This is a genomic window from Mesorhizobium sp. C277A (assembly GCF_040324395.1).
Taxonomy (GTDB): domain Bacteria; phylum Pseudomonadota; class Alphaproteobacteria; order Rhizobiales; family Rhizobiaceae; genus Mesorhizobium.
Genome location: NZ_JAMYVW010000002.1, coordinates 321,747 through 335,952, shown reverse-complemented (window position 1 = coordinate 335,952; position 14,206 = coordinate 321,747). Strand labels below are relative to the sequence as shown.

Below are 14,206 nucleotides of genomic sequence, written 5' to 3'. Positions count from 1 at the left end.
GGGCCTTCTCAGTTAAGGACCGGCTCAGTTGGCGAGCGGCGTGGCGGAGAACTCGATCCGCCGGTTCAGCGCCTTGTTCTTCGGCGTATCGTTCGGCGCCACCGGCTTTTCCTCGCCATAGCCGGAAGCCGTGATCTGCGCCGATGGAATGCCCGCAGCGATGATCGCGTCGGCGACCGCCTTGGCGCGCCGTTCCGACAGGTTCTTGTTGGCCGTCGGCGACCCGTCGGAATCGGTATGGCCCGAAACCTCGACCTTCAGTTTCGGACATTTGCCGACGACGCCGACCACCTCGGCCAGCAGTGGGCGGCTCTTTTCATCGAGCCGAGCGCTGGCTGGGCGAAAATAGACGGCGCCGGTGCGCGACAGCACCTCGAACCTGTTCAGGCATTCATCGTCGCTGAAGGACGTCTTGCCTGCATCTGTGGCGACCGGCCCGGCATCGGCTGGGGCTGCGACGGCAGGCGCCGCCGCCGGCTTGGCCCCATCAGCGGTGAAGACGAAGTCGAACGACACCGAAGCCGTCGGGACGATGCTGCTGACATTGGCCGCCTGCTGGAGTTTTTCGATGTTGGGCAACAGGCCGAAATCCTCGACATGCACGGCGACCGGCGCCTCCGAGGCGATCGACACCATGCTGTCGGTGATCATGGTGACCACGACATTGGCCTCAAGGTCCTTGTCGACGCCGTGCAGGCTCAGGCGAAACGGGATATGCGCGCTCATGCGCCGTTTGGTGGCGAGATCGGCAAAAGCGGCGGGATCGACTTTCGCCGTCACTTCCGCCGTCGGGAATTTAAAGGTTTCGAAGAACAGGAAGCGCATGCGGACATTGCGAAGGTCGATGCCGGTGTCGACCGAGTTGAGGTCGAACGTGACCTTGGCGGCGCCATCCGATGTCAGCGTGCCCGAGAGGTTCCTGATCTTGTTGGTTTCGACAATGGTGTTCTTCTTCACCGATTGATAGGTGAGCGTCGAATTCGCCGGATCGAGCGTCCAGTTCGGCTGCGCGTTGGCCGCCTGCGGCGCAAGCAGCAACAGACCGAACACCACGACCACCAGAGCGGGCCGACGCCAGCGCTGCGACGACTTTCCATGCCTTACTAATCCGACGACCCCGAACATGCATGTCCCCCGTGACAACACATTTCAGTTGCGATGATGGCGGTCGAACGCCGTGACCTCAGCCAGCATAGAGCGTTAGCCGCGGCTTAGCGAGTAGCGGAGGCGTGATATCGCCGTTGCTTGCTCGGACAGGCCCCGGTTATCGGCTGGCCCACAGCACCCCACGCTCGAAGATGGTGCGCATTTGCGGGACGGAAAACTCATCCGCGGTGTGGCCGAGCGCGCTGAAGAAGACGCGGCCCTTGCCGTAGCGGCGCTTCCAGACCACGGGCATGACGACGCCGTCGATGAAGTCGAGATGCTCACCGCTGAACGTCGTCGTCGCCAGCACCTCGTTGCTCGGGTCGACATGCATGTAATACTGCTCGGAATGGTAGGCGAAACCCTCGATACCCCTGACGATCGGATCGTCGCTGATGATGTCGACACGGTAGTGGATGATGTCGCCGGGGTGCGCGACCCATTGGCCGCCGGTCATGAACTGATAGGCCGGCTCGTTGCGAAAACTGTCGCCCATGGTGCCGTGGAACCCGGCAAGGCCGGTTCCGCCGCTGACGGCGGCGGTGAGGTTTTGCAGCTCCGGTTTCTCGATCGTCGACATGGTGATCACCGGCACGATCAGATCGATGGCCGGGAGCTGCGGATCGGCGAGCGCCGATGTGCCCTCTTCTATCCGCACTTCGAAGCCATGCCCCGTCAATATCTCGCTGACGACAGCGGAGCTGCGGGCCGGCGTGTGACCCTCCCATCCGCCCCAGAAAATCAGTGCCGTCTTGCTCATGCTCGTCTCTCCTTTGGTCGGCAATATTGATAGGCAAGCGGAACGCTTTTGTCTTCCCTTCCATGATGGGCATTCTGGGACGGGCATTTCTGGTCGGAAATCACGACCCGGCGATGAATTCCGTGGATGAGGACCGATTGGCCGCGCTGGCGTCTTGTTTCAATGCCGGGCTGCACTCAAATCAGCTGTCTTCGCGTTTGCGCAGACATCGGTCCGATCCGCCGCAACCAGCCGGAGCCTTCCGGGGAGACCGCTCTATGAGTTTCGACCAGACGACTGTCGCCGCTTATCTGGAAGTCATCACCATCAACCTTGTGCTGTCTGGCGACAATGTCGTGGTGATCGGCATGGCGGCCGCAGGCCTCGCCAAGGCGTTGCGGCAGAAGGCGATCATCGCCGGCATTGCCGCGGCGGCGGTGATCCGCGTCGTCTTTGCGGTGATCGCGGTGCAACTGCTGGAAATTCCGGGGATCATGCTGGTCGGCGGCATGCTTTTGTTCTGGGTGTGCTGGAACATGTTCCAGGAGTTGCGCTCGGCCGGCGACGGCGAGGACGTCGACACTGAAGCCGTAGCACTTGCGACGGCGCGGCCGGCCAAGGCGCTGCGCACCGCGATCCTGCAGATCGTCGTCGCCGATGTCTCGATGTCGCTGGACAATGTGCTGGCCGTGGCGGGCGCCGCCGCCCACGACATGAATGCGCTGGTGTTCGGTCTCATCCTGTCGGTGGTTCTGATGGCGGTCGCCTCGACGCTGGTGGCGGCGCTGCTTGCCAGGTATCGCTGGATCGGCTGGCTCGGTCTGGCAATCATCGTCTATGTCGCGGGAAATATGACTCTGGACGGCGTCGAGCAGATGAGAACGGTCGACTTACACGCGCTGCTCTCGCCAGTTGCAAGCTAGATTCTCCTGGCGATCAAATGATATCGAAAATCCGCCCTGGGTTGAGAATGTTGTGCGGATCGAACGCCACCTTCAGCCGGCGCATGGCTGATATTTCGGCGTCGCTGCGCACGAGGTTCAGCCATTTCTTCTTGTCGAGGCCGATGCCGTGCTCGGCCGAGACGGCGCCACCGCATGCCGCCACGCCGCGATAGATGATCTCATAGGCGGCCGCCGGTTCCGTGGTGTCGACCTGATAGTGCAGATTGCCGTCGCCGAGATGGCCGAAGACGTAGATCTCGGCGCGGCTGTCGACGGCGTGGATCGCGGCTTCGGCGTTGCGCAGGAAACCCGCCATGGTCGCCAACGGGATGCTGATGTCGACGCCGATCATGCCCTCGATCGCAAACAGGAAGCGGTTGGCCTCTTCGCGCACATCCCATAGCGCACGGAATTCGCGCGGCGACTGCGAGACGACCACGTCGGCGACGATGCCGTCCTCGACCGCCTGCATCAGCACCGAAGCGAAACGCTCGCCGTCCAGCTCGGCCTGGTTGCCCTGGATCTCGGCCAAAACATAAACCGGCGCGCCGGCAGGCAGCGGCGCCGGCGCGGCCATGCCGGCAATCATGGCGCCGTAGAGCGGCGAGAAGTTTACCTCATAGGCCGAAAGCAAGGGCCCGAGCCGCTGCTTGAGCAACCCCAGCAACGCAATCGCCGCCTCCAGCGAGCCAAGTGCGCAAAAGGCGGCAACCTCGGTGGCGGGCTTGGGATGCAGCCGCAGGCAGGCGCGAGTAACCACGCCCAGCGTGCCTTCGCTGCCAATGAAAAGCTGGTTGAGATCGTATCCCGAATTGTCCTTGGCCAGGCCACGCAACGAAGTCAGGATCGAGCCGTCGGCAAGCACGGCCTCCAGCCCCAGCACCTGGGCGCGGTACATGCCGTAGCGCAGCACGCGAATGCCGCCAGCATTGGTGGCGATGTTGCCGCCGACCGTCGCCGTGCCGCGCGCGCCGATATCGACGCCGAACATCAGGCCGGACGCATCGGCCGCTTCCTGCACCATTTGCAGCGGCGCGCCGGCTTCCGCGATGATGGTTGCCGCGGCGCCGTCGGGCGCTTCGACCGCGGTCATGCGCTCCAGCGACAGCACCGCTTCGCCCGGCTGCACGCGCGCGCCGCCGGCCAGCCCGGTGCGGCCGCCATGGACGACCAGCTTCTGGCCGATACCACTGCATAGGCGCAGGATTTCGGCGACGTCGGCGGCGTTGCGCGGACGCAAGACCAGTTCGGGCTGGCCGCCGCCCTTGCCGGAGAGGTCGTCGCCATAGCGCGGATCGATAGCATCGCAGATCACAATCGCGGCGGCATCGAGCCGACGATATAGCTGGGAAAGAAGCCGATCGATCTGTTGTGTCATGGTGCCTGGACTTTTCAGCGCTCTTTGTGACCGAGACTTTGATGCGCGACAATTTTCGCGTCAATTGAACAAATTTACGCACGGTATAATCTGTCATTGCGCGTTGAACCCACTGACGTTTCCTGTAAATTTCGTCTGCCGTTGCGTGGCGGACGCGCCGGCTGCAGGACCGTGGGCAGCGTCAAGGGATGACCGAGGTTCTGGCGCGTGCCAGACGAGGATTGAATGCCAATGACGCACAAGACGATGGAGGATTTCGCCCGCTCCTGCGGCGTCTCCAGGCCGACGCTGTCGAAATATTTCGACGATCCGACCAGCGTCAAGCCGGCAACGCGCAAGCGCATCGAAGAGGCGTTGCGGTCGTCCGACTACCAGCCCAATCTGTTTGCCCGCAACCTCAACCGCAAGCGCACCCGCGCCATCGGCATTGTCGTACCGACGGTCACCGATCCCTTCTATTCCGAAATGGTCAGCCGCATCGAGCTCAGGCTGCGCGACGAGGGCTACTGGCCGATCGTCATCTCCTCGCATGGCTCAACCGAGCTCGAAATGGAGGCGACACGTACCATCCTGTCGCTGAAAGTTTCGGGCGCGCTGATCGCGCCGCTCGGCTTGCGCTCGGATCGGCGCACGCTGGAGAAGCTGACCCAGACAATGCCGGTCGTCTATTTCGACACCTATCTTGAAGGCGGCACGCCCTTTGTCGGCAACAACAATGCCCAGAGCGTCTCGACCATCGTCGACTATCTCTGCCGCTCCGGCGACGCCCCGGTCTATTTCGACATCCCGCATGTCAATCACAATTCGCCGGAGCGCCTGAACAGTTACGTCGCCGCGATGCGTCAACTTGGCCAGGAGCCGGTGGTTATCGGCAACACCCGAGACTACACATGGGATTTCGAGCGCATCGGCTACAAGCAGATGGAACAGATGCTCGGGGCCAGCGGCCTGCCGGGCAAGACCGGGGGTCTGCCCGGCAAGACCGGAGGTCTGCCCGGCAAGACCATACTGTGTGCGAATGACCGCCTGGCTTTCGGCGTGATGGCGGCAGCCTTCGCGAAAGGGCTGAAGATCGGCCGCAAGGCCGATTGCGACCTGCGTATCGCCGCCCATGACGACCATCCGCTGAGCCGCTACACCTGCCCCGCACTGACCACCATCGCGCAGGATTTTGCCGCCATGGCGGGGCGCAGCGTCGAGACACTGCTCGCTTTGCTCAACGAGGATACGGCAAACGTCGCGCCGAAGGTCAGCCTCGACGCCGCCCTGGTGATGCGTCAGTCCGCTTGAGCCTTTCCAAAGGCAGGATCGAAGCTTCGCCACGCGGCAATGGCGGCGGCAACCGCCTGTCTCGCTGCCGGGCCGTGAGAACCCATAGAGACGAAGCCGTGGATCTGACCGGGCCAGTGTTCCAGCACGACCGGCACGCCGGCCTGCTGCAGACGCCTGGCATAGGCCTCGCCTTCGTCGGCGAGGATGTCGTGACCGGCGATGGCGATGAAGGTGGGCGGCGCACCGGCGAGGCTTTCCGCCTTCAGCGGTGAGGTACGCCAGTCGCCGATGTCGGCGGCATTGCGGACATAATGGTCGCGGAACCAGGCCATGGTCGAGGCGGTCAGGCCAAAGCCTATGGCGAAGCGGCGATAGCTGTCCGTCGTCTGCCCGGCATCGGTGTTGGGATAAAACAGCAGCTGCGCTGCCGGCGGATTTTTGTCCCCCCGCGTGAGCAGGCCGAGCACCGTAGCGAGATTGCCGCCGGCGCTGTCGCCGGCAACCGCAATGCGGGCAGCCTCGATGCCGAGTTCGTCCGCCGCGCTTTGCATGAAGTTGAGCGTTGCGCGGCAATCCTCTATTGCCGCCGGGAATTTGTGTTCCGGCGCCAGCCGGTAGTCGACGGAAACGACGACTGCGCCCGCCTCGTTGGCGAACCAGCGGCAGATCTCGTCATGCGAGTCGAGATTGCCGATTACCCAGCCGCCGCCATGGAGATAAAGCAGCGCCGGAGCGCCTGCCGAAGGCGCGCCCTGCCCGCGATAGATCCTGAGCCTCAGCGGACCGCCGGGTCCTGCAATGATGCGCTCGCTGATCGACGCGACCAGCTCGCGCTCGCCTTGCAGGGTCGGGAAGCCTTCATTGTAGGCGCGGCGCGCCTGCTCAGGCGTTCCCGTTTCGAACGGCGGCGCGCCGGCCTGGCTGCCGAGCTCGAGCACATGCCGGGCCTCCGGATCTAGGGGCGACGGGGACGGTGGCGATGGCGTCACGGGCGAACCTCCGTCAGGCAAGCAGGGTTGCGGCTTCGTCTTCGCCAAGCAGCGGCGGCTGGTCGACCGTGCCGTTGACGGCAACCGAGCCACGGCTTTCGCCCGAAGCCAGGATCGCCTCCATGATCTCAAGCACATGCAGCGCCAGCTCACCGGAGGCGCGCGGCTTTCTGCCCGCGGCCAGCGCGCGCGCCAGATCGGCGACGCCGAGCATGCGGTAATTGGCGCGGTCGGGCGCGGAATAGGGCCAGTTGCGGTCGCCATAGAGTTCGCTCTCGCTGGCGAAATCGGCCCAGTCGGCGCCACGATCCGACAGCGAAACGGTGCCGCCGAACGTGTCGGGGTCGGGCAGCCTGAGCGAGCCTTCGGTGCCGTGCAGTTCGATCGGATGGTTGGAGTGTTTGAACACGTCCCAGGAGGCGCCGAAGGTGACGGTGGCGCCGGAACGGAATTCGAGCAGCGACACTATGTTGGTCGGCGTGCCGACCTTGAATGTCGTGTTCTTGAACGGCCCGTCGGCCGTGATCAGCCTCTCCTCCTGGCCGTGCGTCGCCATCGCCATGACGCGCTCGACCGGTCCGAGCAGGTTGACCAGCATGGTCAGGTAGTAGGGACCCATGTCGAACACCGGACCGCCGCCGGGCTGATAATAGAATTGCGGATTGGGATGCCAGTGCTCCATGCCCCGTCCCATCATGAAAGCGGTGCCGGTCACCGGCTTGCCGATCGCGCCGTCATCCATCAGCCGGCGCGCGCGGCGGCCGGCTGCACCCAGGAATGTGTCCGGCGCCGAGCCGATCAGCAGGCCGCGCTTCGCGGCCTCGGCGACAAGGCGGTGGCCGTCCGCGGCCGACGTTGCCAGCGGCTTTTCGGTGAAGACGTGCTTGCCCGCCGAGAGCGCTGATAACGAAATGTCGAAATGCGCCGCGGGGATTGTCAGGTTCAGCACGAGGTCGATATCGGGGTCGGCCAGCAGCGCGTCAACGCCGAGGGCGCGGATGCCGTATTCCCTGGCGCGCAGCTCAGCCATGTCAGCGGAAATGTCGGCGCAGGCACGCAACTCGACGCCGCCGAAGAAAGCTGCATTGCGCAGATAGGTCATCGAGATGTTGCCGCAGCCGATGACACCGATGCCGAGCTTTGTCTCTGATTTTCCGTGCATTTCCAGCTTTCCTCCGAGCCAATGGCATGCTGCGCGAACCGTTGCGGTTCCCACGATCCGTCCCCGCAATCCGCTATACAGGATTTTAAATGTTGACGCGCGTAAAATTTTTATAGAGCTTATGAGAATTCTGGCGCGCATTGGGAGGCCGCCAGCGCGAGGAGGAGAACATGACCGGCATGAAAAACGGCCGACGGCCGCTGCGAAGCCCATGGGTCATGCGCGTCTTCCGTCGCGCATCAGAGACCGGGACGGCTTCAGGCATAGATCACCTTGGCCCCGACCCTATCAAGCTCACCGCGTATTGGACCGGGCAGGCCATCGTCGGTGATCACCACATCGACGGCCGACAGCGAAAATGCCTTGGACGTCCCGCTGACGCCCCATTTGCTCGAATCGGCGAGCAGGACAACGCGCCGGGCCATGCGAACGAGGTTCCGCTTCGTTCGCGCCATGTCTTCGTTCACGTCGACCACATCCAGTGACGAGTCTATCGCATGCGCTCCAACAAATACCTGATGCGCTACCAGGCCGCCGAGAGCCGTATCGGCATCGGTGATCAGCGTGCTCACCGTGTCGGGATAGACCCGGCCGCCGATCATATGAACGTCGAGCCCGGGACGATGCATAAGATGCTGCACGATATTCATGGCCGTGGCCGCGACCACGACATTGCTGAGCGGCGGTAACTGCATGGCAAGTTGCATCAAGGTTGAGCCGCCGTCGAAGATGACCGATTGGTTGTCCTCGAACAGGTCCAGCGCCGCCCGGGCGATGCGCTTCTTTGCGTCGAGGTTCGTTTGCATCCGGCGGGCGAACGCGGCCGTCGTCGAATCGGTGGTCCGGGTCACCGCCCCTCCACGGGTCTTGGTCAGCAGTCCCTTGCGGTCCAGTATTTCGAGGTCGGAGCGCACGGTGACCTCCGACACGCCAAACCCGTCCGACAGGTCCTTGATGCGAACCTGTCCGCTGCGTTGCACCTCGCCCAAGATCGATTGGCGTCTCTGCTCCGACAACATTGCCCTGCCCTTGCCTGCCTGCGCCGAGCAATCGCGCCGGCCTCGGCTCACCTTACCGGAAATATGCAGATTCGAAAGCTTTCGAAAGATTGTTTTTCTTTTTTCTTTCGGAAACACTGGATTGAGCTTTTTTAAATCAACCGATCAGGGAATTTTGCACTCATGAGCCTAGGAACCAAGGTGCGTCTCGCGCGCCTCTTCTCGCATCCATCGGGGAACCTCTTTGGCGGCGCGGTTGACCACTTCGTCGGCTATGGCGACGTGCGCAAAGGCGGCCTTGCCGACCTGCCGGGTGCGCTCGCACGCGTCATGGCGGGCAAACCCGACTATGTCAGCATCCAGCCTGGCACCGCGCGCCATCTGTGGCCGCAATATGCGGGCAAAGCTTCCCTGGTGATTCAGGCGGGCTGCTTCACTGCGGACGATCGCATCAGCGAGTTGATCGCAACGCCCGAGGACGCGGTGCGCGCGGGGGCCGATGCGTTGGCCGTGGCCATTCCGGTGCGCGGCGCGACGGAGGGCAAATACATACGCTGGCTGACCGATTCGGTGAATGCGGCGGCCCGCTACGGCATGCCTGTGGTGGCGCATATCTACCCTCGCGATTTCACCGACGGAGCAAAGATCGTCTTCACCCCCGACGAGATCGCCTATGCGGCGCGCATCGGTTACGAGTCCGGCGTCGACGTGATCAAGATCGGCTACACCGGCGATTTCGAGTCGTTCCGGGAGACCGTCCGGACCTGCCCGGTGCCGGTTGTCATCGCGGGCGGTCCAAAGACCGATACGCTGCTCGGCGCGCTTCAGCAGACGGCGGACGCCATCCGTGCCGGCGCGCACGGCGCCGTGGTCGGCCGCAATCTCTGGGGGCACGGCGATCCGGAGAAGGCAGCGCTTGCCTTTCGCGGCGTCATCCATGACGGCCTTTCGGCGCAAGACGCCCTGGCGAAGGCGGGTGCCTGAACGATGCCCACCATCCCCTCGATCCTCGGCTTCGGCGCTATTGCGATCGACGACATCGTCTACGTCGATCAGCCATTGTCGGCGGGCAAGGGTAAGGTTCTGCAAAGTACCCGCGCCTTCGGGGGAAATGTCGCGACGGCGCTGGCCGCCGTCGCGCGGCTCGGCGGAACCGCCGGGTTCGTCGGATGGCTGGCCAGTGCCGCGGACGACGCGGTGCAGCTCGATCTCGTGGCGAGCGGTATTGAAACCGCATTCGCGCCGCGCCATCCCGACGCGCGCCCGGTGCACTCGCGGATCACCGTCGGCTCGGACGGGGAAAGGTTCATCGCGTATGACGACGATGCGATGCTGGGCACCGCTCCGGACTTTCCGGACGATATCCTCAGCCGCGCAACCGTCCTGATCGTAGACAGCTATGCGACCGGGTCGCTGGATGTCGTGGCTCGGGCTCGCGATCTCGGCCTTGCGATCCTCGGCGACATCGAATGGAGCAGCGGTCCCGCCACGGAGCGGCTGATCGCGCTCTGCGACCATCTCATCCTTCCACTTAGCTTTGCACGGACTGCCACGGGGCGCCGATCGCCTGCCGAGATGCTCGATGCCTTGTGGTTGCCATCGCGGTCCGCAGTGGTTCTGACCGATGGCGGCAGAGGTGTGTACTATCGCGGCCGTGAAGAGACAGGTCTCTGGCACCTGCCCCCGCACCGGGTTGCGGTCATCGACTCCACAGGCGCGGGTGACTGCTTTCATGGCGCCTATGCCCATGCGTTGACGCGCGGAGCCGACACCGCGGGCCGGATCGCATTCGCGGCCGCGGCGGCGGCCGTTTCGATAACGGGGCGTGGCGGGCGCGAGGCGCTTCCGACCGAGGACCAGGTCACGCAACTCCTGGCATCGGCGAACGCGCCGTCAGCAGTCGACCTGAAAAATGCGCATGTGGATGCTGGAGCATGACCTGAAACGATCCGACGAAACATTTCGCAGGCGAACACAAGCCCAGGAGAATCATAAAAAATCAGGGCTTATACTTGTGGAGGGAGGAATATGGCAGAAGTCATTCTTGAGAAGATCTGCAAAACCTACGGGAACAGTTTTCGCGCAATCGACCAGTTGAACCTGTCGGTCAAGGACGGCGAGTTCTTGATCCTCGTCGGGCCTTCCGGCTGCGGCAAATCCACGGCGTTGCGAATGATCGCGGGGTTGGAAGACATCACCAGCGGCAGCCTTCGGATCGGCGGGGTCGACGTCGTCGACATGCCGCCCAAGGACCGCGACATCGCGATGGTGTTTCAGAGCTACGCGCTCTACCCGCATATGACGGTATCCGAAAACATCGCCTTTTCGATGCGGCTGGCAGGCAAGCCGAAGGCCGAGCGCAAGAAGCGCGTGGACGAGATCGCCAAAACTCTTCAGCTGACGTCTTTGCTGGACAGCAAACCCGCGAACCTGTCAGGCGGGCAGCGTCAACGGGTTGCCATGGGCCGCGCCATGGTGCGCGAGCCGGCCGCCTTTCTCATGGACGAGCCGCTTTCCAATCTGGATGCGAAACTGCGTGTGCAAATGCGCGCCGAAATCACCAGCCTGCAAAAGCAGCTCGGCGTCACGACCATTTACGTGACCCACGATCAGATCGAAGCGATGACGATGGGCGACAGGGTCGCGGTGCTGAAAGGCGGTGTGCTGCAGCAGGTCGACACCCCCAAGAGGCTCTATGAATCGCCGGTTAACGCCTTCGTTGCCGGCTTCATCGGCTCTCCTTCGATGAACCTTTTCGAGGCGACCCTGAAGGGCGGCGAGCTCGCTTTTCGCGACTTCGCCGTCCGGCTGCAGGATGCAGCCCTCGTGCGCAGGCCGGCCTTGAGGTCGTATGCGGGGCGCAAGGTCGTGTTCGGGATCAGACCGGAGGATCTTTATGACAGCAGCCTTGAATCCGGTCGCAAGTATCAGACGATACCGGCCAGGGTGACCTCGATCGAGGAACTCGGCTCCGAACAGATCGTCCACATGAACATCGACGCGGTCCGGGTGGACTCCGGCGATCCGGATGCGGTGGATGATTTCGGCCTGGCGTCGAACGCGGTGGCGAGGTTCGAGCCGATCAGCGCCGTCCGCTCCGGCTCGGAAATCCGGTTGGCCGTGGATGATGCCAAGTTCCATTTCTTCGATCCCGAAACGCATCTGGCGATCTGAAGATCTGCGGAAGACCGCGGGCGGGAGCGAGGTGCCTGCGGAAGATACAAGAAGGCTTCTGAATGAACAGACGATCGTCCGCATTGTGCGGCCGATCTTGAAGAAGGAGGAGAAAATGATGTTTCGGATACGACCCGAGATGCTGAAAATAGCCGCGGCCGCATGGTTGCTTGGTGCAACCGGCGCCATGGCGGACACGACGCTGGAATTCACCCAATGGTGGGAGCCCGAATTGCCGGCGGGATCGCTCAGGGCAATCATGAACGACTTCGAGGCTGCAAACCCCGGCATCAAGGTGACGCTGGTCAGCGGTCCCTATGCGACCACGCGAGACCAGATCTCGGTCGGCGCCGCAACCGGAACGCTCAGCGACGTCGTCGGTCTCGACGGCGCCTGGGTGAACAATCTGAACGCGCAGGGTGCGCTGGCCGACATGAACCCGATGATGGATGCGAGCGGGTTCGACAAGACCCAGGTCGCGGATATCATCAAGGTGGACGGCAAGGCGGTGATGTTTCCCGTGGCTTCGTTCGTCTATCCGGTCTTCGTCAATCTGGACCTCGCCGCCCAGGCAGGCGTCACCAAGCTGCCGTCGACCCGCGCGGAGTTTCTCGAAGCCGCCAAGAAGATGACCCACGCCGACAAGAACCAGTATGGCTGGGTGCTGCCCTTGTCGCTGCAAACGCCGTCCGGTGTCCAGAACGACCTGATGTCGTGGGTCTGGGCCTCGGGCCAATCGATGATGGTTGAAGGCAAGCCGGCTCTCGAGGGCAAGCCGGTCGTCGATATGCTCACTTTCGTCAAATCGCTGAACGACGCCGGCGTCATCTCGCCCGGCATTGCCACCAAGACCGAGCAGGAGAAGGTCGAGGAATTCGTCAACGATCGGGTCGGAATGATGATCGACTCGCTTGCGCATGTGAACCTCATCCGCAAACGCAATCCCAAGCTGAACTTCGACCTCATCCCGGTCCCGGTCGTGGCGGACTACAGCGGCAAGCGCGGCCTTCCCTACGCCTCCTGGGGCATCGGCATCTCCGCCGCCTCGAAACATCAGGATGAAGCCTGGAAGCTCGTCCAATATCTGATGAGCGAGAAGGTGAATGCCAAGCTCGTGTCGCTTGCAAATGCCTTCCCGGGCAACGTCAACGCCAAGCCCGATTTCGTGACCTCGGACAAGGCTTTCGCCAAGGCTTTCGAAATCTTCAAGACCGGCTATCTCGCCAACGAGTTCACGGGCCTGCCGGTGGCTGAAGACCTGATGACCCAGTTCGACGTGGAGGCTCAGAAGATGCTTGCCGGCGAGCAGTCTCCGGAACAAGCCGCAACCAACGCTCAAAAGGGCTGGACGGCGAAATTCTGAGCGGCCCATTGCTCGTTTGCTATCTTCCACCGGGTGGCCCGGCCTCGGCCAGGCCACCCGTCAACAACGGATCGGCAATTTGAGATGGACCTGTTTTTGAAGCGCACCTTCCTCTTGAAGGCACATCCCAGGGGTCGCACATGACCGGGCAGAAGCGCTCCCACCATCGACTGAAACGAGCGGTCGCACCCTATCTCTATCTATCACCCTCGCTCCTCATAATCGGCCTTTTGATGCTGCTGCCAATGGTGACGGTGATTGGCTATTCGTTCCAGAACAGCGCGGTGCTGCGTCGCGACCCGTCCTTTGCCGGATTGAAACACTACCAGGCGATCTTTGCCGATCCGGTGTTCTGGGCCTCGCTGTGGCACACACTCTACTTCACCTGCATGAGCGTCGTCTTCCATATGACCATCGGCATGCTCTTCGCACTCATGCTGAACAGCGACCGCATCAATCCGACTCTGCGCAACATTCTGCGCGTGCTGTACATACTGCCCTGGCTGTTCACCGCGGTGATTATCGCGGTGATCTGGCGCCTTCTGCTCGAGCCGAATGGTGTCGTGAACAGTGTTCTCATGCAGATGGGCATCATCGGTTCCAAGGTCGAGTGGTTTTCCTCGCCCGCGACCGCGCTGCACGCCGTCACCTTCGCCAACATCTGGGCGGGCTACCCGCTTTTCATGGTCAGCCTGCTCGCAGGCTTGCAGGGCATTCCCAAGGATTTCTACGAGGCCGCCGATATCGACGGCGCGAAGGCCTACCAGAAGCTGATCTTCATCACCATCCCGCAGCTGATGCCGATCATCATCAGCATCTCGCTGCTCGACTTCATCTGGACCATGCAGGTCTTTCCATTGATCTGGATAACGACGGGTGGCGGTCCGATCTACTCGACCGAGGTCCTCAGCACCTACACGTACAAGCTGGCGTTTTCGAGCTACAACCTGTCGCAGGCCTCGGCGAGCGCCGTGGTCATCCTGCTGATCTCTCTCGGCCTGACGCTGTTCTACATCCGTTATCAAAAGGCTCGGTAGTCAC

Annotated in this window: 13 protein-coding genes; 7 read left to right on the top strand and 6 right to left on the bottom strand. The window is 62.7% G+C overall.

Annotation, left to right across the window (positions count from 1 at the left end):
• Nucleotides 1-24: 24 nt before the first annotated feature.
• Both NKK52_RS01670 and NKK52_RS01665 read right to left on the bottom strand, forming a co-directional pair.
• Nucleotides 25-1,125, bottom strand: coding sequence for an OmpA family protein (locus NKK52_RS01670; protein WP_023682638.1), 1,101 nt, complete (start codon nucleotides 1,123-1,125; stop codon nucleotides 25-27).
• Between the two features lie 139 nt (nucleotides 1,126-1,264).
• Entirely contained in the window at nucleotides 1,265-1,906 is a 642-nt protein-coding gene (locus tag NKK52_RS01665; RefSeq protein ID WP_023667913.1) for a ThuA domain-containing protein, read from the bottom strand.
• A gap of 257 nt (nucleotides 1,907-2,163) precedes the next feature.
• On the opposite strand from NKK52_RS01665, the gene NKK52_RS01660 reads away from it, so the two are divergent.
• Nucleotides 2,164-2,808, top strand: coding sequence for a YjbE family putative metal transport protein (locus tag NKK52_RS01660; protein ID WP_023667912.1), 645 nt, complete (start codon nucleotides 2,164-2,166; stop codon nucleotides 2,806-2,808).
• A 13-nt stretch (nucleotides 2,809-2,821) separates the two neighbouring features.
• Here NKK52_RS01660 and NKK52_RS01655 read toward each other — a convergent pair whose 3' ends face one another.
• Complete coding sequence (locus NKK52_RS01655) at nucleotides 2,822-4,207, bottom strand: FAD-binding oxidoreductase (RefSeq protein WP_023667911.1); 1,386 nt, start codon at nucleotides 4,205-4,207, stop codon at nucleotides 2,822-2,824.
• A gap of 225 nt (nucleotides 4,208-4,432) precedes the next feature.
• On the opposite strand from NKK52_RS01655, the gene NKK52_RS01650 reads away from it, so the two are divergent.
• Nucleotides 4,433-5,497, top strand: a complete 1,065-nt coding sequence (locus NKK52_RS01650; protein ID WP_031197970.1) for a LacI family DNA-binding transcriptional regulator — start codon at nucleotides 4,433-4,435, stop codon at nucleotides 5,495-5,497.
• Here NKK52_RS01650 and NKK52_RS01645 read toward each other — a convergent pair.
• From NKK52_RS01645 to NKK52_RS01635, 3 genes are all read right to left on the bottom strand, one after another.
• Nucleotides 5,485-6,417, bottom strand: a complete 933-nt coding sequence (locus NKK52_RS01645) for an alpha/beta hydrolase (protein ID WP_245263068.1) — start codon at nucleotides 6,415-6,417, stop codon at nucleotides 5,485-5,487. The genes NKK52_RS01650 and NKK52_RS01645 overlap by 13 nt on opposite strands.
• Before the next feature lie 64 nt (nucleotides 6,418-6,481).
• Nucleotides 6,482-7,630: a Gfo/Idh/MocA family protein gene (locus NKK52_RS01640; protein ID WP_023682640.1), complete on the bottom strand. Its 1,149-nt coding sequence runs from the start codon at nucleotides 7,628-7,630 to the stop codon at nucleotides 6,482-6,484.
• 257 nt (nucleotides 7,631-7,887) lie between these two features.
• Nucleotides 7,888-8,649 (bottom strand): DeoR/GlpR family DNA-binding transcription regulator, encoded by a 762-nt coding sequence (locus NKK52_RS01635; protein WP_023682641.1) that lies wholly within the window; start codon nucleotides 8,647-8,649, stop codon nucleotides 7,888-7,890.
• Between the two features lie 162 nt (nucleotides 8,650-8,811).
• Between NKK52_RS01635 and NKK52_RS01630 the strand changes: the two genes are divergently transcribed.
• The 5 genes from NKK52_RS01630 to NKK52_RS01610 all read left to right on the top strand — a co-directional run bounded on the left by NKK52_RS01630 (nucleotide 8,812) and on the right by NKK52_RS01610 (nucleotide 14,202).
• Entirely contained in the window at nucleotides 8,812-9,612 is an 801-nt protein-coding gene (locus NKK52_RS01630) for a beta/alpha barrel domain-containing protein (protein WP_023682642.1), read from the top strand.
• A gap of 3 nt (nucleotides 9,613-9,615) precedes the next feature.
• Nucleotides 9,616-10,566, top strand: coding sequence for a PfkB family carbohydrate kinase (locus tag NKK52_RS01625; RefSeq protein ID WP_023682643.1), 951 nt, complete (start codon nucleotides 9,616-9,618; stop codon nucleotides 10,564-10,566).
• Nucleotides 10,567-10,656: 90 nt separating this feature from the next.
• Nucleotides 10,657-11,802, top strand: coding sequence for an ABC transporter ATP-binding protein (locus tag NKK52_RS01620; RefSeq protein WP_023682644.1), 1,146 nt, complete (start codon nucleotides 10,657-10,659; stop codon nucleotides 11,800-11,802).
• A 115-nt stretch (nucleotides 11,803-11,917) separates the two neighbouring features.
• Nucleotides 11,918-13,165 carry an ABC transporter substrate-binding protein gene (locus tag NKK52_RS01615; RefSeq protein WP_352628157.1) on the top strand — a complete coding sequence of 416 codons (1,248 nt, stop codon included), beginning with the start codon at nucleotides 11,918-11,920 and terminating at the stop codon, nucleotides 13,163-13,165.
• Nucleotides 13,166-13,305: 140 nt separating this feature from the next.
• On the top strand, nucleotides 13,306-14,202 hold the full coding sequence (locus tag NKK52_RS01610) for a carbohydrate ABC transporter permease (RefSeq protein ID WP_023682645.1): 897 nt from the start codon (nucleotides 13,306-13,308) through the stop codon (nucleotides 14,200-14,202).
• Nucleotides 14,203-14,206 lie beyond the last annotated feature (4 nt).

Excerpts from the sequence above, each read along its gene's own strand:
- NKK52_RS01670 (WP_023682638.1), bottom strand. The coding sequence starts at position 1,125 with ATGTTCGGGGTCGTCGGATTAGTAAGGCATGGAAAGTCGTCGCAGCGC.
- NKK52_RS01665 (WP_023667913.1), bottom strand. The coding sequence starts at position 1,906 with ATGAGCAAGACGGCACTGATTTTCTGGGGCGGATGGGAGGGTCACACG.
- NKK52_RS01660 (WP_023667912.1), top strand. The coding sequence starts at position 2,164 with ATGAGTTTCGACCAGACGACTGTCGCCGCTTATCTGGAAGTCATCACC.
- NKK52_RS01655 (WP_023667911.1), bottom strand. The coding sequence starts at position 4,207 with ATGACACAACAGATCGATCGGCTTCTTTCCCAGCTATATCGTCGGCTC.
- NKK52_RS01650 (WP_031197970.1), top strand. The coding sequence starts at position 4,433 with ATGCCAATGACGCACAAGACGATGGAGGATTTCGCCCGCTCCTGCGGC.
- NKK52_RS01640 (WP_023682640.1), bottom strand. The coding sequence starts at position 7,630 with ATGCACGGAAAATCAGAGACAAAGCTCGGCATCGGTGTCATCGGCTGC.
- NKK52_RS01635 (WP_023682641.1), bottom strand. The coding sequence starts at position 8,649 with ATGTTGTCGGAGCAGAGACGCCAATCGATCTTGGGCGAGGTGCAACGC.
- NKK52_RS01630 (WP_023682642.1), top strand. The coding sequence starts at position 8,812 with ATGAGCCTAGGAACCAAGGTGCGTCTCGCGCGCCTCTTCTCGCATCCA.
- NKK52_RS01625 (WP_023682643.1), top strand. The coding sequence starts at position 9,616 with ATGCCCACCATCCCCTCGATCCTCGGCTTCGGCGCTATTGCGATCGAC.
- NKK52_RS01620 (WP_023682644.1), top strand. The coding sequence starts at position 10,657 with ATGGCAGAAGTCATTCTTGAGAAGATCTGCAAAACCTACGGGAACAGT.
- NKK52_RS01615 (WP_352628157.1), top strand. The coding sequence starts at position 11,918 with ATGATGTTTCGGATACGACCCGAGATGCTGAAAATAGCCGCGGCCGCA.
- NKK52_RS01610 (WP_023682645.1), top strand. The coding sequence starts at position 13,306 with ATGACCGGGCAGAAGCGCTCCCACCATCGACTGAAACGAGCGGTCGCA.